This is a genomic window from Paenibacillus sp. GCM10027630 (genome assembly GCF_042676305.1).
In the GTDB taxonomy this organism is placed as follows: domain Bacteria; phylum Bacillota; class Bacilli; order Paenibacillales; family NBRC-103111; genus Paenibacillus_S.
Map to the genome: position 1 here is coordinate 46847 of NZ_JBHTGY010000057.1, position 24975 is coordinate 71821.

Annotated in this window: 23 protein-coding genes and 1 riboswitch; of the genes, 17 read left to right on the forward strand and 6 right to left on the reverse strand. The window is 46.8% G+C overall.

All coding sequences use genetic code 11. The annotated features are described in order from the left end of the window. Nucleotides 1-729: 729 nt before the first annotated feature. From ACFQ0C_RS27975 to ACFQ0C_RS27990, 4 genes are all read right to left on the reverse strand, one after another. The gene (locus tag ACFQ0C_RS27975) at nt 730-2022 is read right to left on the reverse strand and encodes a Ger(x)C family spore germination protein (RefSeq protein ID WP_379371583.1); all 1293 of its coding nucleotides are present in this window, start codon (nt 2020-2022) and stop codon (nt 730-732) included. Continuing rightward, on the reverse strand, nt 2019-3113 hold the full coding sequence (locus ACFQ0C_RS27980; protein ID WP_379371585.1) for a GerAB/ArcD/ProY family transporter: 1095 nt from the start codon (nt 3111-3113) through the stop codon (nt 2019-2021). The genes ACFQ0C_RS27975 and ACFQ0C_RS27980 overlap by 4 nt, the downstream gene beginning before the upstream one ends. 34 nt (nt 3114-3147) lie before the next feature. Continuing rightward, nucleotides 3148-4779: a spore germination protein gene (locus ACFQ0C_RS27985; protein WP_379371587.1), complete on the reverse strand. Its 1632-nt coding sequence runs from the start codon at nt 4777-4779 to the stop codon at nt 3148-3150. 258 nt (nt 4780-5037) lie between these two features. Continuing rightward, complete coding sequence (locus tag ACFQ0C_RS27990; RefSeq protein ID WP_379371589.1) at nt 5038-5799, reverse strand: class I SAM-dependent DNA methyltransferase; 762 nt, start codon at nt 5797-5799, stop codon at nt 5038-5040. An 84-nt stretch (nt 5800-5883) separates the two neighbouring features. Here ACFQ0C_RS27990 and ACFQ0C_RS27995 point away from each other — a divergent pair, with 84 nt between their 5' ends. The 5 genes from ACFQ0C_RS27995 to ACFQ0C_RS28015 are packed head-to-tail and all read left to right on the forward strand — an operon-like array spanning nt 5884 to nt 9264. Continuing rightward, complete coding sequence (locus ACFQ0C_RS27995) at nt 5884-6522, forward strand: RNA polymerase sigma factor (protein WP_379371591.1); 639 nt, start codon at nt 5884-5886, stop codon at nt 6520-6522. Continuing rightward, complete coding sequence (locus tag ACFQ0C_RS28000; protein WP_379371593.1) at nt 6519-7070, forward strand: hypothetical protein; 552 nt, start codon at nt 6519-6521, stop codon at nt 7068-7070. The genes ACFQ0C_RS27995 and ACFQ0C_RS28000 overlap by 4 nt, the downstream gene beginning before the upstream one ends. Then, nucleotides 7070-8182, forward strand: coding sequence for a hypothetical protein (locus ACFQ0C_RS28005; RefSeq protein ID WP_379371595.1), 1113 nt, complete (start codon nt 7070-7072; stop codon nt 8180-8182). Before ACFQ0C_RS28000 ends, ACFQ0C_RS28005 begins: the two co-directional genes overlap by 1 nt. After that, a complete protein-coding gene (locus tag ACFQ0C_RS28010; protein ID WP_379371597.1) occupies nt 8179-8841 on the forward strand; it encodes a LiaF transmembrane domain-containing protein in 663 nt (220 codons plus the stop codon). Before ACFQ0C_RS28005 ends, ACFQ0C_RS28010 begins: the two co-directional genes overlap by 4 nt. A 57-nt stretch (nt 8842-8898) precedes the next feature. Then, nucleotides 8899-9264 carry a hypothetical protein gene (locus tag ACFQ0C_RS28015; protein WP_379371599.1) on the forward strand — a complete coding sequence of 122 codons (366 nt, stop codon included), beginning with the start codon at nt 8899-8901 and terminating at the stop codon, nt 9262-9264. A gap of 13 nt (nt 9265-9277) precedes the next feature. Here ACFQ0C_RS28015 and tadA read toward each other — a convergent pair whose 3' ends face one another. Together tadA and ACFQ0C_RS28025 are read right to left on the reverse strand one after the other, a co-directional pair. After that, nucleotides 9278-9715, reverse strand: a complete 438-nt coding sequence (tadA, locus tag ACFQ0C_RS28020; protein ID WP_258214052.1) for a tRNA adenosine(34) deaminase TadA — start codon at nt 9713-9715, stop codon at nt 9278-9280. A gap of 231 nt (nt 9716-9946) precedes the next feature. Further along, nucleotides 9947-10387 carry a thiol-disulfide oxidoreductase DCC family protein gene (locus ACFQ0C_RS28025; protein WP_379371601.1) on the reverse strand — a complete coding sequence of 147 codons (441 nt, stop codon included), beginning with the start codon at nt 10385-10387 and terminating at the stop codon, nt 9947-9949. 183 nt (nt 10388-10570) lie between these two features. Beyond that, nucleotides 10571-10661: riboswitch (cyclic di-GMP riboswitch) on the forward strand. Between the two features lie 167 nt (nt 10662-10828). On the opposite strand from ACFQ0C_RS28025, the gene ACFQ0C_RS28030 reads away from it, so the two are divergent. The 12 genes from ACFQ0C_RS28030 (at nt 10829) to ACFQ0C_RS28085 (ending at nt 24927) form a co-directional block, all read left to right on the forward strand. After that, nucleotides 10829-11542, forward strand: a complete 714-nt coding sequence (locus tag ACFQ0C_RS28030) for a PilZ domain-containing protein (RefSeq protein WP_379371603.1) — start codon at nt 10829-10831, stop codon at nt 11540-11542. 213 nt (nt 11543-11755) lie between these two features. Continuing rightward, on the forward strand, nt 11756-13501 hold the full coding sequence (locus ACFQ0C_RS28035) for a sensor histidine kinase (protein WP_379371605.1): 1746 nt from the start codon (nt 11756-11758) through the stop codon (nt 13499-13501). Between the two features lie 2 nt (nt 13502-13503). Further along, entirely contained in the window at nt 13504-15078 is a 1575-nt protein-coding gene (locus ACFQ0C_RS28040; protein WP_379371608.1) for a response regulator transcription factor, read from the forward strand. A gap of 100 nt (nt 15079-15178) precedes the next feature. Then, complete coding sequence (locus ACFQ0C_RS28045) at nt 15179-16459, forward strand: ABC transporter substrate-binding protein (protein WP_379371610.1); 1281 nt, start codon at nt 15179-15181, stop codon at nt 16457-16459. Between the two features lie 95 nt (nt 16460-16554). Continuing rightward, nucleotides 16555-17433: a carbohydrate ABC transporter permease gene (locus tag ACFQ0C_RS28050; protein ID WP_379371612.1), complete on the forward strand. Its 879-nt coding sequence runs from the start codon at nt 16555-16557 to the stop codon at nt 17431-17433. After that, nucleotides 17433-18263: a carbohydrate ABC transporter permease gene (locus ACFQ0C_RS28055; protein WP_258213885.1), complete on the forward strand. Its 831-nt coding sequence runs from the start codon at nt 17433-17435 to the stop codon at nt 18261-18263. The genes ACFQ0C_RS28050 and ACFQ0C_RS28055 overlap by 1 nt, the downstream gene beginning before the upstream one ends. Nucleotides 18264-18297: 34 nt before the next feature. Further along, entirely contained in the window at nt 18298-19320 is a 1023-nt protein-coding gene (locus ACFQ0C_RS28060) for a Gfo/Idh/MocA family protein (RefSeq protein ID WP_379371614.1), read from the forward strand. 55 nt (nt 19321-19375) lie between these two features. Next, on the forward strand, nt 19376-20368 hold the full coding sequence (locus tag ACFQ0C_RS28065; RefSeq protein ID WP_258213887.1) for a PdxA family dehydrogenase: 993 nt from the start codon (nt 19376-19378) through the stop codon (nt 20366-20368). 19 nt (nt 20369-20387) lie between these two features. Further along, the gene (locus tag ACFQ0C_RS28070) at nt 20388-21638 is read left to right on the forward strand and encodes a nickel pincer cofactor-dependent isomerase, group 22 (protein ID WP_379371616.1); all 1251 of its coding nucleotides are present in this window, start codon (nt 20388-20390) and stop codon (nt 21636-21638) included. A gap of 88 nt (nt 21639-21726) precedes the next feature. Continuing rightward, entirely contained in the window at nt 21727-22752 is a 1026-nt protein-coding gene (locus ACFQ0C_RS28075; RefSeq protein WP_379371618.1) for a Gfo/Idh/MocA family protein, read from the forward strand. Further along, the gene (locus tag ACFQ0C_RS28080) at nt 22746-23924 is read left to right on the forward strand and encodes a Gfo/Idh/MocA family protein (protein ID WP_379371620.1); all 1179 of its coding nucleotides are present in this window, start codon (nt 22746-22748) and stop codon (nt 23922-23924) included. The genes ACFQ0C_RS28075 and ACFQ0C_RS28080 overlap by 7 nt, the downstream gene beginning before the upstream one ends. A 37-nt stretch (nt 23925-23961) precedes the next feature. Continuing rightward, entirely contained in the window at nt 23962-24927 is a 966-nt protein-coding gene (locus ACFQ0C_RS28085) for a sugar phosphate isomerase/epimerase family protein (protein ID WP_258213891.1), read from the forward strand. Nucleotides 24928-24975 lie beyond the last annotated feature (48 nt).

The following is a 24975-nucleotide window of genomic DNA, read 5'->3' on the forward strand; positions in this document are numbered from 1 at the left end:
ATTCATCGCGGGTATCGGGTTAGTCGTTCGTGGTTCGGTTACGGCATTGCATGGCAGTCTGGCGCACTCCGTGCAATTATCAGGAAAATGTCACGTTAGTTACTCCGAAAATAGCGTTCCAAGCCTTATAACTGGAATTCCTCCTGCTAATTCTACGTATTTTGGCTGATATCCACCATTTCACCTCTATTAGAGTTAGTTTTTCCAGTTAGATTGATTTCAGGCGATATCCACGCTGGATTAGCGTTACAATTTCCATCTATTTCCTTTACTTCCGCAGCGGCCCCGACAAATCAAGGTCCCCTCTAGATTGAAAGCAGTCTTTGAACATCGCTCTCGCCCCGTCACTTAAGTAACATCCAAAAAGCGGCCGGATTCATTTTTGGACTTTCGAACCCCCACACTGATGGGAATTTCCCTACAAAAAAGACGCTTCCATTTCCGCTTACATGGTGGTTTTGGAGGCGTCTTTGTACGTAGTTTGGGACTGATTCATTCACTGATACCCTTTTGGGACAGCCTCTTTGGTATTGGGCCTGAATAATCATTATTCTTCACTATACAAGGTCAATAAAGTGGGCAGGATCAGGGTAAGACATGCAAGGACTGCAATCCCGACCGCTCCCCTATAGTTTCTCTGCCGCCATAGTTGCGGGGCGAGGCTTCCGACATAAACGCTGGACCAAAGGGAAATGGCAGCTAATATTCCAAACTTTGCTATTTGTTGAATCATTGCATTTTATCCCCCTCGATAGCGGGTCCAACTTGATCGCCATGGCGGCGCATTTTAAAGCTGATTTCCACGTTATAATCAATATCCTTCATACGATCTTTCCACTTAAAAGCATACCATTCCTTTAGTGTGGAAAAAGTTGATTTGAGACGGTTGTTGATGCTGAAACAATCGACTTGCCATTGATGAAGCGTCTTGTTGAGCAGCTTGATCGACTCGGAATGAAGCTGATTTTGTATGGATTGTTCGAGTTTTTTTGTGTTCTCCGGCTTTGTATAGTCCACAACTGTTTGAACGCCGATCAAATCTCCTTCCATTTTAACGCTAAAGGTTACTGTGACTTTGTCATTCTTTCGGGTTACTTTCATCTGAGCTTTTTTTTGAGCTCTCATGTTGATGCTAAGATTCAGTTTGCTTTCTGAAGGATCCCGGAACCCCCACGTCGTTCCAAAAAATTCACCGCGAAGTACATTTAAAATCTTTGTTTCCTCACCGGTAAGAAAACCTGCCAGAGTACCGTTGTTATAAATAGCACTGCCAAAAAACTCTACAGGAACCTCTCCGGATCTACGTAAGCTCCCTGCAAATTGTTCACCAACTAACGGTTGCTTGGATTTGGAGTCTGAATGTTCGTTCTCCTTGGACAACTGGGCAGTGCCCTTTTTTATATCAGGTCTGGGTGCAGCCAAGATGGTTGTGGCACCGGTTCCGACGTTTTCAATATCCATGATAAAGTCGTGAAACCGGGAGTTCATCGGTACGATGCCTCCCACATTATGGGGGTCTAATTCCAGTTCAAACCATAAGTTGATATCTTTCTCCGTGGTTGGTTGAATGTGCTGGATAAAGGTTTCCGCCTTCCCACGCGTCGTAATAACATTTACAGTTCGCCGAAATTCACGATTGCGTACAACCTCTCCCAATACAGGCATTACCCCCTTGCGGGCCATACCTTCACCCAAAATAAACGCTTTGGAATGGATAAGGGTTAACCTGCGGGCAACAAAGCTTTGGCTCGCAAGCAGCGCAGTAGCGATATCTGAGCTCTGCTCGGAATGTACAGAAACAATTTTTTTCTGGCTATCATTTGAGCTTTGTCCGCCGCCGCTTGTTTTGGGAACGGCAATGGCGAAGGTGAATATATAATCGTTTTTGGGACCTGAATCAACCCCGACAGCAATGATAAAAGCCATATTTTCAGGATCCAGCCGATCCCAGCATCCAGTCAGCAGCGGCAGCGACAATAGGAGTACCAATAAAGCTCGGGAAGTACGCATGAACAGGCTCACGGTTGCCTCCACTTTCTGCGCAAAATTGCTGCGAGCCATGTCGCCAGCGGAAGGCATATGGAAATTAGCGATCCATAGGTTCGCAGTATATCCCGATCCCATGCGACTGCAGCCATCTCGCTGGTCGGCAATAAGGAGCAGCTGTATATGATAATGGAGAGCGGAATGATCAGAGGCTGAGTTCTGGGCAACTTCAGCATTTGCGATAAAGTAGACGCACAGCAATATATGGCTATGGAGAGCTTGATTACGGCACATAAAAGCCAAACGATCAGGAAAAGGCTTTCCACTCGTTGAATCCATCGCCCAAAAATAATAATCCGGCTGATTTCAAACATCGGAACGTTTAAGCGTGTGGCCGTTGGGTAGGGAACTACGTAAAGATAGACGATGGTTGTACTGAACAGGATTATGGAGCTGATTGCCATGCACCACCATGCGGCTTTTCCCCACTCTTCCGTTTTCCGCATTCTGGGGACCAGGAAGCCAAGTACAAGTAACTCAGAAAATAAGGAGCTTTTCACGACCCCCATTGTCAGAACCTGGGTTCTTCCGGTGCCCCAAAAAGGTGATAACGCATCCGGCTCCGCATGGGTCATTAATCCGCCGACGAGTGTTATGAACACGCTTGCAATGATTAAACCGATGGTTAGCCAGCATAGGCGTCCCATAGCTTCAATACCTGAATAAGCCACTATGGCGGCAGTAATAAGAAGGGAAAGCAAGATAACTTTTAACGGGGTTCTTAGCAATATATCTGATGTCAACAGCTCCGAGAACTCGCGAAGCACGGTAAACGTGATGATGAAGAACAGGCTGAAGTAAGCCAGATTCACCAAGCTTCCCATATAGGGTCCCCATATCTCCTCAGTCGCAGTAATGAGTGTTGAGCCCTGTGTTCCGTTTCTGAGGACCCCACTCACTCCCCACCAAATCAACGGACAGAGCAATCCGGCTATGAGAATAATGATCCAAGCGGCTGTGCCCCCAATATCCGCCAACAACCGCTGCAAAGGAAGGAATATATTCGTAATGATAAAAATTATTCCTATGGATGCCGCTTCGCGAACCCCGATGTGATGCGTTCTCACTTTTTCGCCTCCTCTTGTTGATTGAATAGGGGTGTCATTTTTCTTTATCGCTTGGCATTTTCTTCTTTCTTTGGGGGTGAATCGACAGAGGGCGATAGTTCTGTTCTTGAATCGGTCCTCTTATGATCGTATCGCTGCTTTGGCGATATGGAGTAATTGGAGATAAGATCGGTACACCAAAGGATTTGTTTGCGACCCACTGAGATAAGAATATAATCGACATTAAGACAATCCCGATCAGACCGAGAAAAGAAGCGCTAATCAAGTAAATAAAACGGAGAATCCGTGTTGCAAACTGCATGTTGTAGTTAGGAATCGTATAGGAAGCCAAAGCCGTAGTAGCCGTGATAATGACCACGATAGGGCTTACGATGTTGGCTTGAACGGCAGCCTGGCCAAGAATTAACGCTCCAACGATTCCGATAGTCGGACCGATGACGCTCGGTATCCGGATGCCGGCCTCACGAATTAATTCAAACATGGACTCCAGCATTAGAGCCTCCGCCGCCACAGGAAGGGGTACCGCCTCACGAGTACCGGCAATGGCGAGAATTAGCGTTGTAGGGATCATTTCCTGATGATAATTGGCAATCCCGACATAAAGGGCGGGCAAGTACATCGACAAAAAGAACCCGAACGTTCGGATAATACGGAGAAAGGTGCTGTAAGGCCATCGTAAATTAGCGTCTTCCGCTGTTTGCAGGAAGAGGGGAAAATGAGCCGGAACGATCAGTCCATAGGGTGAATTGTTCACGATGATGCCGATATAACCTTCAGCAATTTGAGCCGCAAACCGATCGGGTCGTTCCGTACTCAAAACAGTTGGATAAATAGAGTTGGGTTGCTCCTCGATCAATTGTTCGATCATTCCGCTATCGCCGATGTAATCTATTTGGATGGCTGCTATGCGCTTGCGAACCTCACTGACAAGCTCGGTATTGGCAATCGATTTTAAATAGACAACAGCAATCTCCGTCCTTGACAGGACGCCTACATATCCCGATTCGAATATAAGATCGGGAGTGATAAGCCTGCGTCTAATCATAGACAGATTCGTTCGGATGTCCTCCGTAAAGCCTTCTTGTGATCCGCGAACTACGGTTTCGGTTTTGGGACTTTCGATGGCTCTTTTCTCCCATCCTTTAACATCCACCATCACCGCAGTGTCTAATCCATCGACTAATACGGCTGCTGAACCGATCAAAATATCGTTTACGATATTCTGGAGCTTATCATTTGCACATACTTGTCCTTCCGTTAAAATTTCCTCCATAAGCGTATCGGCATCCACCAATATATCGTCCGATATGTCCATCGAAATCAATGGTACAAGTACGGTTCGATTCAAATGCTCCCAATCTACTTGCGAGTTAAGGTAGACTACGGCGCCTTGTAAAGACGAGTGACCGATCAAAAACTGACGGATGATGAGTCCGCTGTTTTGAGGATACGAAAAATGCTGTTTGAACCACTCAATATTGGTATTAAGCTGGGGTGAAATAAGGCCATAGTCCTCAATTAGAGTATCAATCTGTGGCATGCTTTCGGATCCTTCAACCGAAGTTCTATCAATGAGTTTTTCCTCCCAATGCCCCAAGGAAAAAGTTTGCTTGTCCGTTGACAAATCCGCAACAAAGTATTTCTTGAGTGCACTCCAATTACCCATTGGTTCAATCTCCTTAGACGCGAACTTTCAAAAAGCAGTTGTATAATATTGCTATATTTGTATTGAGCATAGTGTTTACCGTTGCAGAAATTTTATTCTATATTTAAGGAAAAGGGCGCGGTTTAGCAAACGCAATTGTTGATGATGCAATAGGTTTGGACATGCCAAAAGCCACCCCGTAGGATGGCTTGACTGGATAAAGAATGGCTCGCTGAACGGCCTTAAATAAGGTTGTGGGTTTCGCATCGTACCGTATCGCTATTTGCTCGCAAAAATCCGCATAGACGAGCGATCCGCTCCATAGTTGAACTGGATCTCTTTAAAGCTTGCAGCGGTGAGCATCAGCTCAAATTCGTTCTGATAGAACCATCGGAGACGAATAGTATCCTCATGAGTTTCGATCCGCTCTCCATCTTTAAACACTTCGTATTTATTGAAATTGGTTTTTAGCTGCTCCCAGAAATCAAGCTCAACTCGCTCACTAAGTCTAATTACAGCCCCATCATCTCTGTTCACCTCGGCCAGCATGCGCCACGCTTCGGGTTGTTCGTTCCTGATGTAGGCCTTGGGAATCGTTAGTGTGAGCAGCAGTTGGCCTCCATCAGCCAAATGCAAGTACAGACGGCTCAAGGCTGCGGTCGCATCCGCGCGATCTGTGAGCAGATTGAAGGTATTGCCTGGTATATAAATCGTATTGTACTTCCGAGGCAGCTCCAGACGCTGCATGGCTTGGTGATAAAGTGCAGGATGCAGACCAAGCCGCTTAGCTTTGCTTGAACAAATATTTAGCATATCCTCAGAGTAATCAACCCCATCGACATCCAGGCCGTCCCGTATTAAAGCATTCAGCAGCCGCCCTGTACCGCACCCAATCTCTACGGCCGGTCCTCTATTATGGATGATGTGCTGCTTATAAAAATCTTGCTCAACTGAATTTCCTGACTCACTGAACCATAAATCGTAATGCTGTGCAACAAACCCCTGAAAGTCCCCATGAGTAACTCTGATCTCATTGCTCATCAACAGCTTCCCGCCTTTTGTATATTAGGATGTGATTCGAAGAACCGGTCCTAGTAGTGGTATAGTTTCAATTATAAGTTATGAATGAGTGATACGAATAAACTTTTTTTTCATAAAGTGCAGTGTTTCTATGCGGGCGGTTCGTCTATTGTTACGGAGAGGAGGGGGAGGACGATTACAGAGGAATCAGAGTGGATCGAACGAATTATCGCCGGCGATAAGCAAGTGTTCCGCTTGCTGATGGATAAGTACAATTCTTATTTGTTTCATGCCGTTTACTCGGTGCTAAGATCTACTAAAGATGCCGAGGATGTAACACAGGAAGCGCTGCTGAAAATCTATGCGTCACTCCCCCAATACCAGCACCAGGGGTTGAAAACGTGGATGACCCGTATCGCGGTTAACAAAGCGATAGATCACAAACGGGCGCTGGATCGAAAACGGGAGCAGCTGACTTCAGACATTGAAGAGCTGCTTCCGGCTGATGCCGTCCATACCGTGGAAGAGGAAGTGCTCGATAAGCAGAGAAAGCAGCAGCTCAGGCAATATTTAGATGACATCCCTGCTAATTACCGTGAAGTTGTGGTTGCTTACTATATTGAAGAAAAAAGCTATCTGGAGATAGCGGCTGAACAAGGAGTTACTTTGAAAACCGTTGAGTCGAAGCTGTACCGCGCTAAGCAATGGATTCGCAGACATTGGAAGGAGGAAGAATGGGGATGAAACATTATACGTTAGAGCAATGGGATCTTTATGCTGGTGAGCTGCTCTCGGATGAGGATAGATTAGCTTATGAAACGCATCTCAGCTCATGTGATTCATGTCTTGATTTGTATATGCAAAGCTTGGAGCGGTCTGCAGGTTCGTATCCAGTACTTCAGTCTGCTGATGAATTGGCTGAAGCTGTAATGGGGCGAATAATCTTGGAAGAATCAACGGCATCTCCTGATCCTGCTTCCGTCCCTTCGAAATGGAGTGAATCCAGAACAGCTCGCAGATCACCGTCATTTACAAGGCATCCTCTGTTTCACTATGCGATCGCGGCCGCCATTACCTTCATCTTAATGAGCTCGGGAGCTTTTCAGTCCTTGACGGAAAGAATAGGCCACTTGGATGCTGCGGCAGAAGCTGTGGAGCAGGAGCCGGATCTAGAGCCGGAACAAACGGTCAAAGTAAATGGGCACGCATCCGTTTCCTATAGAATTATGGAAAAAACAATCGTCATGTTAGATTCCATTCAACCCAAACAAGCAAAAGGAGGAGCCCGCTAATGCAAACCAAGAACGCGATAACAGCCCTTCTGTTATCTTTTATTCCAGGCCTGGGCCATCTGTATTTGAACCGCAAGATAAGAGCCTTCCTGTATGGAGCCGGATTTTTCGGACCCTTAGCTCTGGTGTTTTTGATAGGGATATCAGGTAAAATGAATCGTTTAGAGGAGTTTGCCATTTTCCTGTTGTTTGTAGCTTTTGCCATCGCTGCTATCAATCTGATTGATATGGTATTCGGGCTTGTGAAAAGGCGCGAGCCTTCCGGTGAGTTCGTATCGCCGCCGATTTCCCATCCGCAAGAGACGGCTTACTATGAACCGCAGCATCGCAGCAATGAAAGCGAACGGATTTTTACCGTGCTGCTGTCGTTTATACCGGGGCTCGGTCATTTTCAGCTGGGTTTAATGCAGCGGGGCTTGACCTTTATGATTGCTTTTTTCGGATCAGCCGTGATGATTTTCTTTGTCGCCTTACTGACGCATAAAGATGGATTTTTCGTTTTTCTCGGCGCGCTGCCAATCATTTGGATTTATTGCCTGTTCGACTGCATCCAGCAGCTAAACCGTAAACAGCGGGGGGAATTGCTGACGGATCGAACGATTTTTGAGGATTTTCAAGAAACCCGCGAAGACGGCAAAAAAAATAAGATGATAGCTACCTTTCTATCTATTGTCCCTGGAGCGGGCCACATGTACCTTGGCTTGCAAAAAAGAGGCTTGCAGCTCATGGCCGCCTTTTTGTTCTGCATCTACATTATGGATGTGCTGAGGCTTTCCTTTTTCTTATTTCTGATTCCCATTCTGTGGTTTTACAGCTTCTTTGACGCTCTGCAGCAAATTTCAAGGCAGGATCGCGAGGAAGAGCTGAAGGACACCCCGTTTGTAGATTGGCTGGTTAATCATCAAAAATGGGTCGGAATCGTGCTTCTCGGACTGGGTTTGTATTATTTAATGGATGAGGTTGTGCTAACAGCGCTTGATCGATTATTTCCGAAAGAACGTATTTCGATGCTGTTCCATCAATATTTCCAAACATTCGTCGTTTCGGTCATCCTCATAGGGGGCGGTTTACGGCTGCTGCTAGGAAGTAAAAGAAAGAAGGATGAAAGATGAAGAAGTGGCGCGTGGGTACGCTTTCGATGGGAATAACTCTGGTGCTGCTGGGGGTGGTTTTGTTTATTTCCCAGTGGAAGGGGCAGCAGGCTTTTGATGCGTTTATTACGTGGTGGCCGATCGTATTTGTTTTGCTGGGTTTGGAAATCGTCCTCTATTTATCCTTTTCCAGAAAAGAAAACAGCATCATCTCCTATGATATGATGAGCATCCTATTCGTCGGCGTGCTTTGTATAGGTTGTCTTGGGTTCACAATGCTCGCTTCAGTCGGTCTGATGGGTGAAGTAAGGTCGATGATAGGGGCAATTGATGAAACGAAGGATTTGCCTACAGTGAAGGAAGCGGTAGCCGAAGGGGTGAAGAAGGTTATCGTACAATCACAGGACCAAACTGTAAAGGTGGATAAATCGCAGGAGCGGTCACTTCAAGTGTTCGGTACTTACCGCAGCCGTACTATCCAGGGCGAGGCAATCCAACCTATGGAGAAGGAGCAGTTCGTAGCTGTACGCACCGTTGGGGATACGATGTATGTGCAAGTTAAACGGTTGCCGCAAAGAAGGGGCTTCGATTCCTACTACCCGTGGATGACGGTTACTGTTGTTCTTCCGCAGGATGTGCAGGCTGAGGTGCGCGGAGCTAATAATGAGATGATTGAGTAAGTAAACAATGGAATCGTACGGGGATATCATAATCCGATAACTAAGGAGGTCATGCCTATGAGAACATTCATAGTAGGTATGATAATAGTGATGGTGTTAGGGTTGACGGGATGCTCCAGCCCCATAGAGTTTAATGGAAAAAGCGAGAACTGGAGCGTCACCTGTTCGGTCGACCAATCAGCTAATGTAAAATCATTCTTGATACGATATACCGGTAAAGAAAATCAACCTGTTAAAGATACTAGCTATTCCTTTGTAGATAGCAAAAATTTTAACAATAGCGGCAAAAGCGAAGCTTCATCGGCAACTTTGAAAATAAGCGGTAAGTCTACTATGGATACGCCGTATGTAGATGAAGCCGGGTTTAAGCTGCATATAAAATGGAATAGCAAAGAAGAGACTATAGATTTAGCAAGGGATTAGTCGGAGCTGCTTCTTATGATTTTCCCCGTAGTCTGCGAAAAAACTGCGTCAGCATCGAGCTGCATTCCTCTTGAAGCACACCGCTTACTACATCCACCCTATGATTGAACCGCTCCTCTTGCAGCAAATTCATCAATGTTCCTGCACAACCCGCTTTTGGATCTGTCGTGCCGTAGATGACTTGGGGAATGCGAGACTGAACTATCGCTCCCGCGCACATAGGGCAGGGCTCCAGCGTCACAAATAGCTGGCAGTCCAGCAATCGCCAAGCTTGCAAATAGTCGCTAGCCTGTTTAATAGCAATAAGCTCGGCGTGAGCCAGTGGATCCAGAGTAGTTTCGCGAAGATTATGGCCGCGTCCAATAATTTGATTGTTCCAAACGACTACTGCGCCGATTGGCACCTCCAGCAGCGCTTCCGCTTTTCGTGCCTCGGCTATGGCTTCGTTCATATAAGGAATATAATCTTGCAAGGTACACCTCTTTTGTTCCGAAAATGGGGTGAAGAACGAACAAGTATTCGTTTTGTTAACATGCTGTGGATAACATTGTGGATAACACAGTTATTGTTCACATTTCATTATAAAGCTCTGGGGATAAATGAGCAAAGCCCCTCGGTTTATACCAACAGATATCCCCATATGTGGATATAGGCCAAGAAGTAAAGCATCACAGATTTGCTGCTATCCGATAAATTTGCGTTTTACATTCTCGGTCGGCATCATACAGCTGTCATACTTACCGAACAGCTTATAACGGCGCTTCGCAATCCATCGATATACGGCATCACGGAGGGGTCTGGGAACAGCTATAAATAAATAGAATAGAGCCCAGTAGCGGCCCAATCGTTTGAAGATGTGCAAAACTGCCGAGGAACGAGTATAGACGACCCCTTTTTCAACCAAAATAACAGAATCCGGAGCAGTATCAGCCGAACGGGTTGAATCGAGCAAGGACTGTGCATAATCAGATTGAAGGGGTGAAAACCGAAACACATCGGCTTTATCTTGGCGAATCAGAAACTGCACCCAACCGTTACAAAATCGACACACACCATCAAAAAGAACAATAGAGTAGCTGTTCGTATCGGAATGTTCGTGTTTAGAGGTTTTTTCGTCGATCATGAGACCACCTTCTATGATTTATTTAATTTTTAGTTAACAATTCCTGCGATTTACTATAAATTAATATTTAAATGTGACTTAAATCACGAATTAGATGATTGATTCTCATTGCCCCTAGAGCGTATAATAAAAATATGAAATGTTTAGGTCAATTTACCTAACATGAATGGCATTTTCTAACCAGATTGTTCAAGGCAAACTTGCTGAAAAGCAAGGACGCAAAGCTTAGGGTCTAAGGTCCAATGTCAAGGACTATGACAGCCTGGCCGCCGATTATTTTGTATGACAACGGTGTGCTAAGGCTGTTTCTCTCACTGAGGAGGCAGTCTTTTTTTATGCAAGAAAAGCAATTTAGACACGAATGGATCTTCATCGAAAGGGCTTCGATAAGAAGCTTTTCTAATTGTAACATAGATAAAATAATCGGCGGGAGTGAATAAGATGACTAGATCTGCAGCTGCGAGCCTAAATTATGACTACAAAGATGAGAAGTATAAAAGTCCTGCAGGAATATTGATTCACAGCCGAACCGTTGTTGAAAAAGATGGGTTTGTATCAACCGGACTTCTTACTTATGCTGAAGGTGATATTATCGAAGTGGAAATACCCGAATATAAGGTTTTTAACCTTGGGGATTCTGTGAAAATAACCGTGTACTCACCAGGAGGCATTTATACCTTCTTGTCTACAATAGTGGCAAAGCATAATGGAGCTCTGATCATCATTAACCCTCCTCAAAATCAACGTCGGTTCGTGGAGAAGCGGGAGAGCCCGAGAGTTCAGGTTAACCAAAAAGGCTCATTGCACGCAGTTACCTGGCTCCATACCGATGAAAAACAAAATCTGACGGACACCATAGGTCTAACCGTTCAAAATATAAGCGTTAGCGGGATTGGATTCGCCTTGAATGATGATGACTTCGACCTCAGCAGAGCTTTCGCGATTGAGGTTGAATTGGATTTGGGCTTTAAGCTGCCCGTTGTGGCTGAAATCATACGGCGAGAAACTTTATTTGAAGGTTACTATTATGGCGCGAGGTATGTGGATATGGAATCAGAAAAAGCTACCTCCATCCGTGCATTTGTGCTGAAAATGCAAGTGGAGTCGTATTTTAAAGAGAAGGAATTAAGAGAGCTTAAGCGAGCGTTCAAATAGAGAATATATATAATGACATCCGCCTAAGGGCGGTTTTTTTGTTTTTTAAGATAAGTTTGAACCGGCGGGCGGCTTTACCTTTCATAACCTCTTGCTGCACATTAAAATAATCCTTTTTTGCTATCAAATATTACCTTATTTCTAAGAATCCAAATTTGTTATAATGGTCAAACACTTCTAAATAAAATCGGATGGATAGGAAAGGTGAACCGGATGTACAAGCGCAGCTTGTTTGTCAAATTGCTGGTGTGGACGCTGCTGGCTACGGCGATTCCTTTTATATGCTCCAACCTGATTTCATACCGGTCTACTTCCGCTTCGCTGCAGGAGAACATGATCGAGCTGAACCAGAAAACGATGAACATTGGCATGGAAAATATGAAAAAATATTTGCAGGAGCTCAATCAGCTGTCGGTGTCCTGGTATTATGACCCTAACATGCTCAGCTATCTTTGGCTGGAGAAACCAAGCTTTGATCAGGATACGTATATCGACCGTCAGCTTTCTTATTTGTTTTCAAGTCGGTCGGAGATTAAGCTGGTCAATTTCTACAGCGGGATGAGCGGACAGAAATACACCAAATTCAACTATTCCGTATTCAGTGCGGTCCCGAGACAGGTGCTCCCCACTGAACGCAAGGAAGATTGGACGAGTGTGCCCGAATATGAAATGAAGCAGGTGAACGGCGAGCGGTTTTTGACAATTAACAAAAAGATGATCGATTATCCGAAGCCTAACGTACTGGGGCTGCTGTCGATTTATTTTTCTTTGGATGAGATTGAGCGTCTTGGCAGGCAGCTGTTGGACCCGAGTCATGAAACCGTTTTTTTGTTCATGAACAATAACAAGGAGCTTCTTTATACATCCAGCGGTTTGCCGGATATTCGGAATATGCTGGAGGATGAGAAGCCCGATTTGAGAATGACCGGGGATCGGCAAGGTTACTGGTACGGGCAATTGGATGGGAAAAAGGGCGTATTCATCACGGTAGCTGACCAATATCTCAATGTTCCACTGACGATGATTAAATTCATTCCTTCGGATTTTATTAATCAAGCTGCTCGGCGGACGCTGGACCAGTCTATGGCGATCCAGATTATTGCGTTCGCTGTTATCATTTTGTTTACGTTCATCTTATCATACTCCACTATCGCACCGATTAAACGGCTTATCCGCAATATGACCCGGGTGGAAATCGGTCAATTCGACGTGGAGCAGTTTAAGACAAGAGAAGACGAGATTGGTATACTAGAACTTCGTTTTCAGACGATGGTACGTAATTTGAAAGACATGATTTTCCGGGAGTATCAGCAGCGCATCGAGATTTCCACAGCTCAGCTCAAGATGCTGCAAGCGCAAATTAACCCCCATTTTCTATACAATACGCTGCAATCTATCGGAACGATCGCGCTCCGCCACAGGGTGGATGAAATTAGCGATAAAATATCGCAGCTCGGGGCGATTTTGAGATATAGTATGGATTTCCATACCGAAACCGTCTATTTGCAAAAGGAAATCGAGCATATTGAGCATTATCTTTCCCTTCAGGAAAGCCGTTTCAAGAGCAAGTTGTTTTACAGCATTGAATGCGAGCCGGCTGCGCTGAAGGTGATGGTCCCGAAAATGATTCTTCAGCCTTTAGTTGAAAACAGCATCATTCATGGAATTGAAAACGGGCTGGGTGCGGGGACCGTTCATCTGGACATTCATCTGGACCGCACGCTCACGATACGGATTATCGATAACGGTAAGGGAATGGATTATAACGAAATTGAACAGGTAAAGCTGCGATTTGCCGAACCGCAAGCCTACAAGCAGGATGCCGGAGGTATTGGATTAATTAATGTGCTGCAGCGGCTGCGGCTTAAATATGGCGATTCTTTTACGTGGCAAATTAGCAGCAAGCCTTATGAAAAAACAGAGATTGCTTTCATCATTCCCATTCAGGAGGAATCATAGTAATGAAAGTGTTGATTGTAGATGACGAAGCACATGTAAGAGAAGGAATCGATTTGTCCGTTGATTGGGAGAAATTTGGCGTTACTGATAGATACATGGCCGAGAATGGCATACAGGCGCTCGAAAGCTTGAAAAATTACAAGCCTGCAGTCATGTTCTGTGATATGAAAATGCCGGTTATGAACGGAATAGAGCTGCTTCAAAAAATTCGTGAGGAAGGGCTCGACACCCACGTGATCGTCATCAGCGGGTATGATGATTTTGAATATACACGGGCTACGATCAAAGCCAACGGCATCGATTATATATTAAAGCCTTTCCGTAGAAAAGACGTTGAGGATGCGCTGCAGAAGGCAGTTCAGGCTTGGAAGGAACAGTCGGAGACAAGGCAGACGGATGCGGAGCGGGAGTATGTGGTGCGCAAAGCCGATGAGATGCTGGATGAGAAGAAGCTTGCTTCGTATTTCCGCGGTGAAACACAGCTATCGTCTTCGGTGAGGAGAATTTTTGAGAAATACGGTATGCCCGGGCATGCCCTCAAAATCGCGCTGATCCTTCCAAAAAACCGGATGAGGGTGCTGGATCAGCGTTTTATGATGGATGATGAGCTGTTCTCTTTTGCTTTTCGAAATATTGCTCAATACGCCATTGGCCATCAAACCGGACATTATATATGCAGGCTGGATGACTACCAATGGTTGCTGCTGCTACAAGGGGGAGCCTACGGTCCTAGCGAGGCGGATTACAAGTTTTACTTGGAGCGGCTGAAGCGGGCGCTGCAGCAAACGCTGAAATTGGAGGTGCTGATCGGGACTGGCGCCGGGGTCTCCGATCTTCCGCGTCTTCCTTCGGTAATCGGCGAAGCAAGGAATGCGTTGTTGAACGGCGATGTACTGTCTGATGAGACGCACACGCCAGGGATAACGTCTGCCGAGCTGCCGGCATTGATGAATCAGCAGTTTTTGCTGCAAAAGGCGATCGAAACGGGCAACAAGCCGTTCGCCACAGATATTCTTAGCAAGCATGTAAACGCTTTAAGACAAAAGGGCAAGCTGCAGCTGAAGGAGCTTCAGGTTTGCACGATGGAGGCTAACTTGCTGCTCGGCCGCTGGAAGCAGCTGGCGCAGGATCAGAGGGGCGATGCGCAGACTCCTTTTTTACCGTTGTGGATCAACGATCTGGATGAGTGGGAGCAGATGCTCATTCATCAAGTTCATTTGGTGATCGATTCCATGAACCCTCATGCATCAACCGGTCGCGGCATCGAGCAAATCAAAGACTATTTGGACAAGCATTTTCATGAGGATACGTCATTGACATGGTTAGCCGAGCATTTTCATTTTAGCCCGCAGTACATTTCCAAAAGGTTTAAAGAAGTGTATCATACGACGATCGTTGCGTATTTGACCGATTTGAAAATGGAAAAAGCGAAGGCGCTCTTGAAGGGTACCGCTCTTTCGATCGCAGACATTGCCAATCAGCTCGGCTACGAGGATGAAAATTATTTCAGCAAGGTGTTCAAAAAACAAGTGGGCCTGTCCCCGTTTCCATACCGCAAGGAGCATGAGATTAAATAATTCCTTTTTTCAGCGAGTATATTCCATGCCTGTAAACGGTTTAATTCTCTACAATACTTGTATAGCAACAACAATTAGAAGCACTTTAGGAGGGTCCCAAATGAAAAAGTGGATGTCGATGACGAGCGTGGCAGTATTGACGGTTTCTATTCTGGCAGGCTGTGCTGGAGGTCAGGAAGCGCCAAAATCAAGCGCGCCAGCGCCGCAAGGTGGGAAAGAAGCGCCGAAGGTTACACTAAAGCTGATTCAAAATAAAGTAGAGGTTACGGAGCAAGTCAAGCAAATGGCAGCCGATTACACCAAGGAAAATCCGAATGTTACGATCGATGCCCAAGTTGTGCGTGATCTGGATACGATGCTCAAAACAAGATTTGCTTCCGGGGATGAGCCGGACATCTTTTTCGCCAAAAGCTACAGCGGCGTTCAAGATTGGAGCGACAGGCTGCTTGATTTGTCCAACGAGCCGTGGATGAGCAAGGTAGATCCGTCGGCATTGCCGGGCATGACAGTGAAGGGGAAAAAATTAGGCTTCCCATCGGCAATGGAAGGATACGGGTTTGTTTACAATAAAGACCTTTTCAAAAAAGCGGGTATCGATAAAATTCCGGTGACGATCACCGAACTGAAGCAGGCAAACGAGAAGCTAAAAGCTGCCGGAATTGCTTCCTATGCGGAAGGGTATAAAGAGAATTTCATTTTAGGCCGCAACTTGTTTAATTTACCATTTGCTTATATGCCGGATTCAACAGAAATGATTGCAAAAATTAGCGCTGGAACGGCCAAGGTACAAGATGTTCCTTTGATGAAAAATTTCTTTGAAGTGCTCGATATGACGGTCAAATATGGTAAAGGCGTTGAATCGGTAGGCATCAGCTACGATAACCAGGTTGCAGACTTCTCGTCAGGCAAAACAGCGATGATGCAGCAAGGGGTTTGGACTATCGACTTGATCAAAAAGGTTAATCCGAATCTGAACATTGGGCTGTTCGCGGTTCCGCTTACTGACGATCCGAACGATACGAAGCTTCCGGTAGGCATCCCGGCTTACTATGTCATTAATAAAGATTCCAAGCAAGTAGAGGAAGCGAAAAAATTCCTCGTGTGGCTTCACAAGAACGGCCAGAAGCATTTAGTAGATCAAATGCATTTCATTCCGGGCTTCACGGATTTGAAAGCAACGAACGAATTGGGACCTCTGGCTGCTGATATGAACGTGTATTTGGAGAAAAAACAGACGATTCCATGGTCTTACTTGCTATGGCCGGCTGGAATGGACGCTCAATTCACGAAACCGCTGCAAGCTTATGTCGGCGGACAGCTGAATAAGGATCAAGCGATCGAAGAAGTACAAAAAATGTGGAATACTGCTGTGAAAAAATAATTGACATTCAATGGATCAGCCAATGCGTCGCTTCCCGACTGTTCCGGAAACGGTGCATTGGCTGATTGTGTGTAACAAAGGAAAGGAGAGCCATCATGTCACGAAGCAAAACAAGAAAAATATGGATATATATCGCCTTTGTCTCTCCGGCCGTCCTTTTTTTCGCCCTGTTTATCATGCTGCCCTTTTTTAGGGCGATTATCTTCTCCTTCCAGGATTGGAACGGAATCAGCCGTGATATCAAGTGGGCCGGATTAAGCAATTACAAGCGTCTGCTGCATGACATCGACCATATAAAATCATTTGTATTTACGATTAAATATGTAGTGGTCAGTACGATTTTGGTCAACTTGGCCGGATTTGCCCTAGCATTTGTGCTTAATATGGCGCTCAAGACGAAAAACGCGTTAAGAACCGTCTTCTTCCTGCCTCATGTTATCGGCTCGCTTATTATCGGTTTTATTTGGCAGTTTATTATTACGCGGGGGTTTCCGCAAATTGCAAGTTTAACGGGCATTTCGATTTTCGAGAAAAACTGGCTCAGCTTGCCGGATTATGCGTTCTGGGCGCTTGTTCTGGTGAACGTCTGGCACTATGCAGGGTACTTGATGATTATTTATCTTGCAGCGCTTCAAGGTATTCCAAGCGATTTATTGGAAGCAGCGCAAATCGATGGCGCCAACCGTTGGCATAGGCTGCGGTCCATTATTATTCCTCTGATAATGCCGGCGATCACAGTTTGTTTGTTCCTTGCTATTTCTCATGGCTTTAAAGTATTCGATCTGAACTTTGTCCTGACCCACGGGGGACCCTTTGGATCGACGGAATCGCTCGCGCTGCATATTTATTTGGACGCTTTTACGAAAAATGAATATACGTACGCATCGGCCAAGTCCGTTGTGTTTTTCCTCATATTGGCCTCGGTTACAGTCATTCAAGTGTTCTTGCTGAAACGCAAGGAGGTGGAAATGTAATGAAGGATCGTTATGATTCCGGCAAGCTCGTGATCGAGCTGGTGATGATTTTGCTTGGCATTCTATTTTTTATTCCACTGTATTTAACATTCATCAATGCATTTAAAAGGTATGACGAGGTGCTCGCATCGACATCATCGCTGCCAAGCGTCTGGCAGTTCGAAAATTTCACAACGGTGTGGAGTCAGATTCAATTTCCGGGCGTTTTTATGAACTCGCTCATTATTACAGTAGGCAGCGTAGTAGGCATATTGCTGATTAGTTCGGCTGCTGCTTATCAGCTCGTGCGTAATCCGGGGATATGGAGCAACATCATTTTTATGGTCATCTTATCGTCCTTGGTTATTCCATTTCAAACGATGATGATTCCACTTGTAAAAGTAGCGAAGGATTTTCATCTGATTAACTCGCTGCACGGCATGATTATTATGTATCTCGGATTTGGCGTACCGCTCGCTTTATTTCTATACCATGGATTTGTAAAAGGAATTCCCGTTGAGTTGGAAGAAGCGGCTACGATAGACGGCTGCGGGACGGTCGGTGTGTTCTTCAGGATTTTGCTGCCACTGCTGGCACCGATTACGACTACGATTGCGATTTTGCATACGTTATGGATATGGAATGACTTCCTGCTGCCGTTTATTATGCTAACGTCCAAAGCGAATCGTACCATTCCTCTTGCAACCTACGTTTATTTCGGGGAATATGCGAACCAATGGAATTTGGCGCTGGCGGCTTTGACGATGGCGATCCTTCCGGTTATTGCTTTTTTCCTGGCTATGCAAAGGTACATTATTCAAGGCATTACGGCCGGTGCTGTAAAAGGCTAGGGCTAGACGGAACCGAACAGATGGAGGCAACTACATGACAACTTTGAAAATTGGCGTAATCGGCTGTGGCTCGATTGCGAGAAAAAGACATTTACCGGAATACGCTTTGCTTCCGAACGTGGAAATTGCGGCTTTCTGCGACCCGAATGAAGAGCGGGCTAACGAAATGGCGACCCTGTACGGAGCTGCAGCCTATACGGATTACCGCGAGCTGCTGCGGCACGAAGGCTTGGACGCCGTGAGCGTGTGTACGCCTAATGCGCTGCACGCGCCGATCAGTATTGCCGCATTGGAGGCGGGCAAGCACGTATTGTGCGAAAAGCCGATGGCGGTATCGGCTGAGGAAGGGGAAGCGATGATCGCAGCTGCGGAGAAAGCCGGCAAATGGCTTATGATCGGGCATAATCAGCGACTCATGCTGCCTCATAGAAAAGCAAAAGAGATTTTGGCAAGCGGCGTCCTTGGACGTGTTCTCACATTCCGCAGCGCGTTTGGCCACGGCGGTCCGGAGACATGGAGCATCGAGGGCGCGGAAGGCTGGTTTTTCAAAAAAGAGCTTGCCTTTATTGGTGCTATGGGCGACCTAGGTGTTCATAAGGCGGATCTGCTCCGGTATTTGCTAGGAGAGGAAATTATCGAGGTAGGTGGGTTTGTCGGTACGCTGCACAAGCAGAACACGGACGTTGACGATAACGCGGTATGCGTGCTCAAAACCGAGAGCGGCGTGATCGGGACGCTTGCAGCTAGCTGGACTTACAAGGCCAAGGAAGACAACAGCACCACATTGTACTGTGAACACGGTATTTTGAGGCTAATCGAAGACACGACCTACAATGTGATCGTTGATCATAATAACGGCGAAAGAACGCTTCACCAGATGGGTAAAGTGGCTACAAACGAAAAGCAGACGGAAAGCGGCATCGTTCGCGAATTTATCGGACATATATCTGCGGACACTAAGCCCACCATCTCCGGTGAAGAAGGCTTGAAGTCGCTCAAGGTCATTCTTGCGGCGCTGAAATCGGCGGAAACCGGGCAAATCGTACGGGTAAAATAACGGCATTACGCTGAAGGACAAAAAATTCCAACTTTTATAAGGGAGCTTGATAACGATGAAAACAAAACCGGTTCTTGGCATAACATTAGGGGATGCAACAGGCATCGGCTCGGAATTAGCGGTCAAAGCGCTGCAAATGGCTGACATTCGCAAGCTGGCGACATGGGTCATTATTGGCGATGAAAGGGTTCTAGGCCAAGGACAATCTATAACAGGCGAAACCCTTCCTTACCGTAAAATTGAAAGCACAGAGCAAATTGATAATGTGGACGATGTATATTTTATCGATTTGAATAACTTGTCTCCGGATGAATATACGCTTGGACAATTATCGGCTGTATCAGGCAAAGCAACAGGTGAAACGTTGGAGTACGTCGTCAAGCTGGCACAGGATAAGCATTTGGACGGTTTCGTCTTTGCGCCGATCAACAAGGGAGCTTTGCACAACGGGGGCTATCATTTCCAGGATGAGCTGCACTTCTTCGCATCGCTTCTGAACTGCAAGGAAGGCTTTAGCGAAATTAACGTAATGGACGATCTGTGGTTTACTCGCGTAACGTCCCACATACCGCTGAAGCAGGTCAGCGATTTCATTAAAAAAGAACGCGTCGGCCGCATAATCCGTTTTGCTCACGACACGTTAACGAAGGTCGGCTTTGAAAATCCGCGCATCGTCGTAGCGGCATTAAATCCGCATGCCGGCGACAGCGGTCTGCTTGGCATGGAAGAAATCGAGGAAATTACACCGGCGATTAAGGAAGCTCAGGAGCAAGGCATTAACGTGGATGGGCCTTTCCCGGCGGACACCATCTTTTTACGGTTAAATACACAGCCTTTTGATAGCTTGGTCAGCATGTATCATGACCAGGCGCAGACTGGGATGAAGCTGCTCGGCTTTAACAAAGGGGTTACGGTCAGCGGAGGCTTGCCTGTTGTTATTACAACACCGGCACACGGAACGGCTTTTGATATTGCAGGACAAGGCCGTGCTAACCCGGGTGCGATGGAGCATGCCATGAAATTGGCTGTTAAATTGGCGGGATATTGATCCGAAAGGGGATTTCAGCATGAAACTGCCACGGATGGTTCAAGTGCGACAGCATTTTACCGGACCAACGGTTGAAGATATCGAAGAAGAGGTTTGGAAGCAGCTGTCTCTCATCGATCTGGAATCGAAGGTGATTCCTGGCGCGAGGATCGCATTAACCGCAGGAAGCCGGGGTATCGCGAATATTGACAAGATCATCAAAGCGACGGTGGCGAAGTTAAAATCGCTTGGCGCCGATCCGTTCATTATCCCTGCCATGGGAAGCCATGGCGGGGCCACGGCGGAAGGTCAGGTAAAGGTGCTTGCGAGTCTCGGAGTCACCGAAGAGTACTGCGGTGCTCCGATTCTTTCGTCGATGGAAGTTGTACAGATCGGGGAGACGGAGCGGGGCATTCCCGTTTATGTGGATCGGCATGCATCCGAAGGCGATGGCATTATTTTGATCGGACGGGTGAAGGTGCATACGGATTTCAAATCTCCTATCGGAATCGAAAGCGGGATAATGAAAATGTCGGCGATTGGCCTCGGCAAACATAAGCAGGCACTCGCCATTCATAATTACGGGGTGGAAGGTATTCGCGATTTTATGCCGGAGGTAGCGCGTGTTGTGCTGCAGAAAGCGAAAATCCTATGTGGACTTGCTATCGTTGAAAATGCGTATGAGCATACCGCGCTGATCGAGGCCATCCCTACGGCTCAGATCGAAGAGCGGGAACGCGAAATTCTTAAGTTTTCCGCGTCGTTAATGCCCAAGCTGCCTGTCGACCGGCTCGATGTGCTGCATGTTGATGAGATCGGCAAAAATTTTAGCGGAACCGGTATGGATACGAACATCATCGGCAGAATGCGCATCCTGGGCGTTGAGGAACCGGCGTCTCCGGTCATCAAATACGTCATTGCCGGAGACTTGAGCGAGGAATGTGGGGGCAATGCATTGGGTATAGGCCTTGCCGATTTAACGACCCGCAGACTATTTGAAAAAATCGATTATGTTAAAACAAACGAAAACGTCATTACTAGCACATTTCTTCAACGTGCCATGATTCCGATCATCTTAGAGAACGACCGTGAAGCGATGAGTACAGCGCTTCGCTGCAGCTGGGGGGTCAATCCCGAGCAGGCTCGCGTAATGCGCATATCGAATACGCTGCATTTGGAGCATCTGTATGTATCGGAAGCACTGCTTCCCGAAATTAAGGCGTTGGGCCATGTAGAAATCGTTGGCGAGTTAGAGGAAATGCAGTTCGATGCGCACGGATTTTTTATATAGATAAGCTTATGAAGTAAGTTTTCTTACGAAAACTCAGATGATGCTTACGATGCAAGTTTTCTTACGAAAACTCTTAGGAGGAATAACCATGGATAAAATTCGGGTCATACAAGTTGGAGCAGGCAGGTTCGGACAATCGTGGATGAAAGTGCTATGCGAATACGAGCAGGTGGAATTGGTGGCTGTCGTCGATGTCGTGCCGGATAATCTCACTACAGCTAAGTCGATTACCAATCTGCCGGACTCCCGGCTGTTCAGCAGTCTGGAAAGTGCCGTACAAGCGGTGCAGGCGGATATGGCGCTGATCGTCACCCCTCCCCAAACGCATAAGAAAATCGCGATGGATGCGCTTCGGCTAGGCTTGCATGTCGTGCTGGAGAAGCCTTTGACTCATACATTTGATGAAGCTGTCGAGCTGTATGAGGAAAGCAAGAAATATGACAAGCATGTCATGATCAGCCAAAATTACCGCTGGAGACCATGCATCCAAACGTTGAAAAGATTGCTGAAGGAAGAAGTAGTCGGCCGTGTAGGATACATCGAATATGACTTCAGAAAAGTGATCAACGTCGGCGGCTGGCGCAACGAGATGCACGAGATACTGCTGGAAGACATGTCTTTGCATCATTTTGACATTATGAGATACGTACTTGGCAAAGAGCCCGTGGAAGTGTACGCGCAAAGCTTCAAGCCGCATTGGAGCTGGTTTAACGGCAATCCGACGGCTGGAGCGATGATTCAATTCGAAGACGATATCCGCGTTAATTATTTCGGTAGCTGGGTCAACCGGGGCAGAGAAACGACATGGAACGGGAACATCCGGGTATGCGGTGATCTCGGAGCCATAGAAATGATCGATGATGAAATATTGATCTGGAAAGAAGGGGAGGGCACAGAGCCTGCTTCCGTGGAGCTGGATGAAGCGCAGTATGGGGACAGAATGTCTTCGCTTCATAACTTTGTTCAATCGATTCGCACGAACACAGCGCCACTCACTACCATTACAGATAACATTAGAAGCTTCGCGCTTACGTGTGCAGCGATTCAATCGACAGAGCAGCAGCAAAAAGTGAAGCTGGACGATTTTTATAAAGAGAACGGTGCCCTATGGTAGAAATGAATAAAAAACAAGTTAACGTCGGCATGGTCGGATATAAATTTATGGGTAAGGCGCACAGTAATGCTTACAGCCGGGTCAACATGTTTTTTCCTAATGTCCCGGCAGCTCCGGTCATGAAGCTGATTTGCGGAAGAGATCGGGAAGGTGTCGAGCAGGCTGCCAAGCAATTTGGCTGGGAGGGCTTTGTTACGGATTGGCGCGAGCTGCTTAGCGGGGACGACATCGATCTTGTCGATATTAACGCTCCAAGCAATGCCCATAAAGAAATCGCCATGGCCGCAGCCAGAGCAGGCAAGCATATTTTTTGCGAAAAGCCATTGGCGTTGAATTTAGCCGATTCCCGCGAGATGCTGGAAGCTGCGGAAGAAGCCGGAATTAAACATATGGTCGGCTTTAATTACCGCTTTGCACCGGCCGTTCAATTAGCCAAAAAAATCATTAGCGAAGGCAGGCTGGGTACCCTTTATCATTTCCGCGCATGGTTTTTACAGGATTGGATTCTCGATCCGGAATTCCCTTTGGTGTGGAGATTGCAGAAGGATGTTGCGGGGTCCGGCTCACATGGCGATTTGGGGGCGCATCTGATTGATTTGGCGCACTATTTGGTAGGTGACATGTCTGAGGTGGTCGGGATGAGCGAAACCTTCATCAAGGACCGCCCGATGCCGACTTCGATGACCGGTTTAAGCGCAAAAGGAAGTGCAGATGCCCCTAGGGGGAAGGTAGATGTCGACGATGCTACTTTGTTTTTGGCGCGATTTGGGAATGGCGCTTTGGGCAGCTTCGAGGCGAGCCGATTTGCCGCAGGCCACCGCTGTACGAACTCTTTTGAAATCAACGGCAGCAAAGGCTCCATTAAATTCGATTTTGAGCGGTTAAACGAGTTGGAGGTTTATTTTACAGATGATGCAGCCGATGTTCAAGGCTTTCGTCGGGTGCTGGCGACCGATCCGGCCCACGCTTACATGGACGCATGGTGGCCTCCAGGTCATACGATCGGCTACGAGCATACGTTCGTGCATGAAATGCTGGAAATGATGCAGGCCATCCACGAGGACCGTCAACCGGAGCCGAATTTCACGGATGGAGTCAAATGCCAGCAGGTGCTGGAAGCCGTAGAGCTGTCTGTATCGGAACGACGGTGGGTAAAGGTGAACGAGCTTTAGTATTGAAAAGCAAAAAGTGAAATGGAGAGTGAGCGCTGTGCAACTAGGCGTATTTCTAAAATTATTTCGTACCCGTTCGTTGGAAGACGCGCTGGCGCACGCAGCCAGTCAGGGCATCCAATCCGTGGAGATCGCTACGGGCGGCTATGTGGGCAACCATCATTTGAAGCCGAAGGATGTGCTTGGAAATCAGCAGGAGATCGATAAGATCAAACGCGCGGTCGAGCAAAACGGGCTTACGATCAGCGCATTAAGCTGTCATGGCAATCCGCTGCATCCGAATGCGGCTATCGCGCAGGAGCATCATGAGGATTTTATCAACTCGATCCTCTTGGCGAAGGAGCTGGGCGTGGACACGGTAGTCAATTTTTCAGGCTGTCCCGGTGAATCAGAAACATCGCAGCGTTCCGTCTGGATTACTTGTCCTTGGCCGACTGATTTTCTGGAAACATTGACCTGGCAGTGGGAGGAGAAGGTGATTCCTTACTGGGAGAAGATGGGGCAATTCGCCAGAGAGCAAGGCATTAAAATCGCGGTTGAGCCTCATCCTGGCTTTGTTGTTTACAACACGGAGACGGCGATCAGGCTATGCGAGGCTGCGGGGGATAACGTCGGAGTGAATTTTGATCCAAGCCATTTGTTCTGGCAAGGTATGGACCCTGTACTTTCGATTTTGCATCTGGGCAGCCGGATTTATCATTTTCACGCTAAAGATACATCGATTTACAAGCATAATAATGACCTGAACGGAGTGCTTGATACCAAATCGTACCGCGATATCGCGAACCGTTCATGGGCGTTCCGTACAGTCGGCTACGGCCATGGGGCGGAATTGTGGAAAGAAATCGTCAGCGCACTGCGAACTGTAGGTTATGACGGTGCCATCAGCATCGAGCACGAGGATGGTCTGATGTCGACGCAGGAAGGCTTCAGCAAAGCGGTTCACTTTCTAAAAGATGTGTTGATCACCGAGGATTCGGGAGAAATGTATTGGGCTAGATAAATAGCTGCTCTAAACATACAACTGCTTCGGGAGAGTTCATTTCATTCA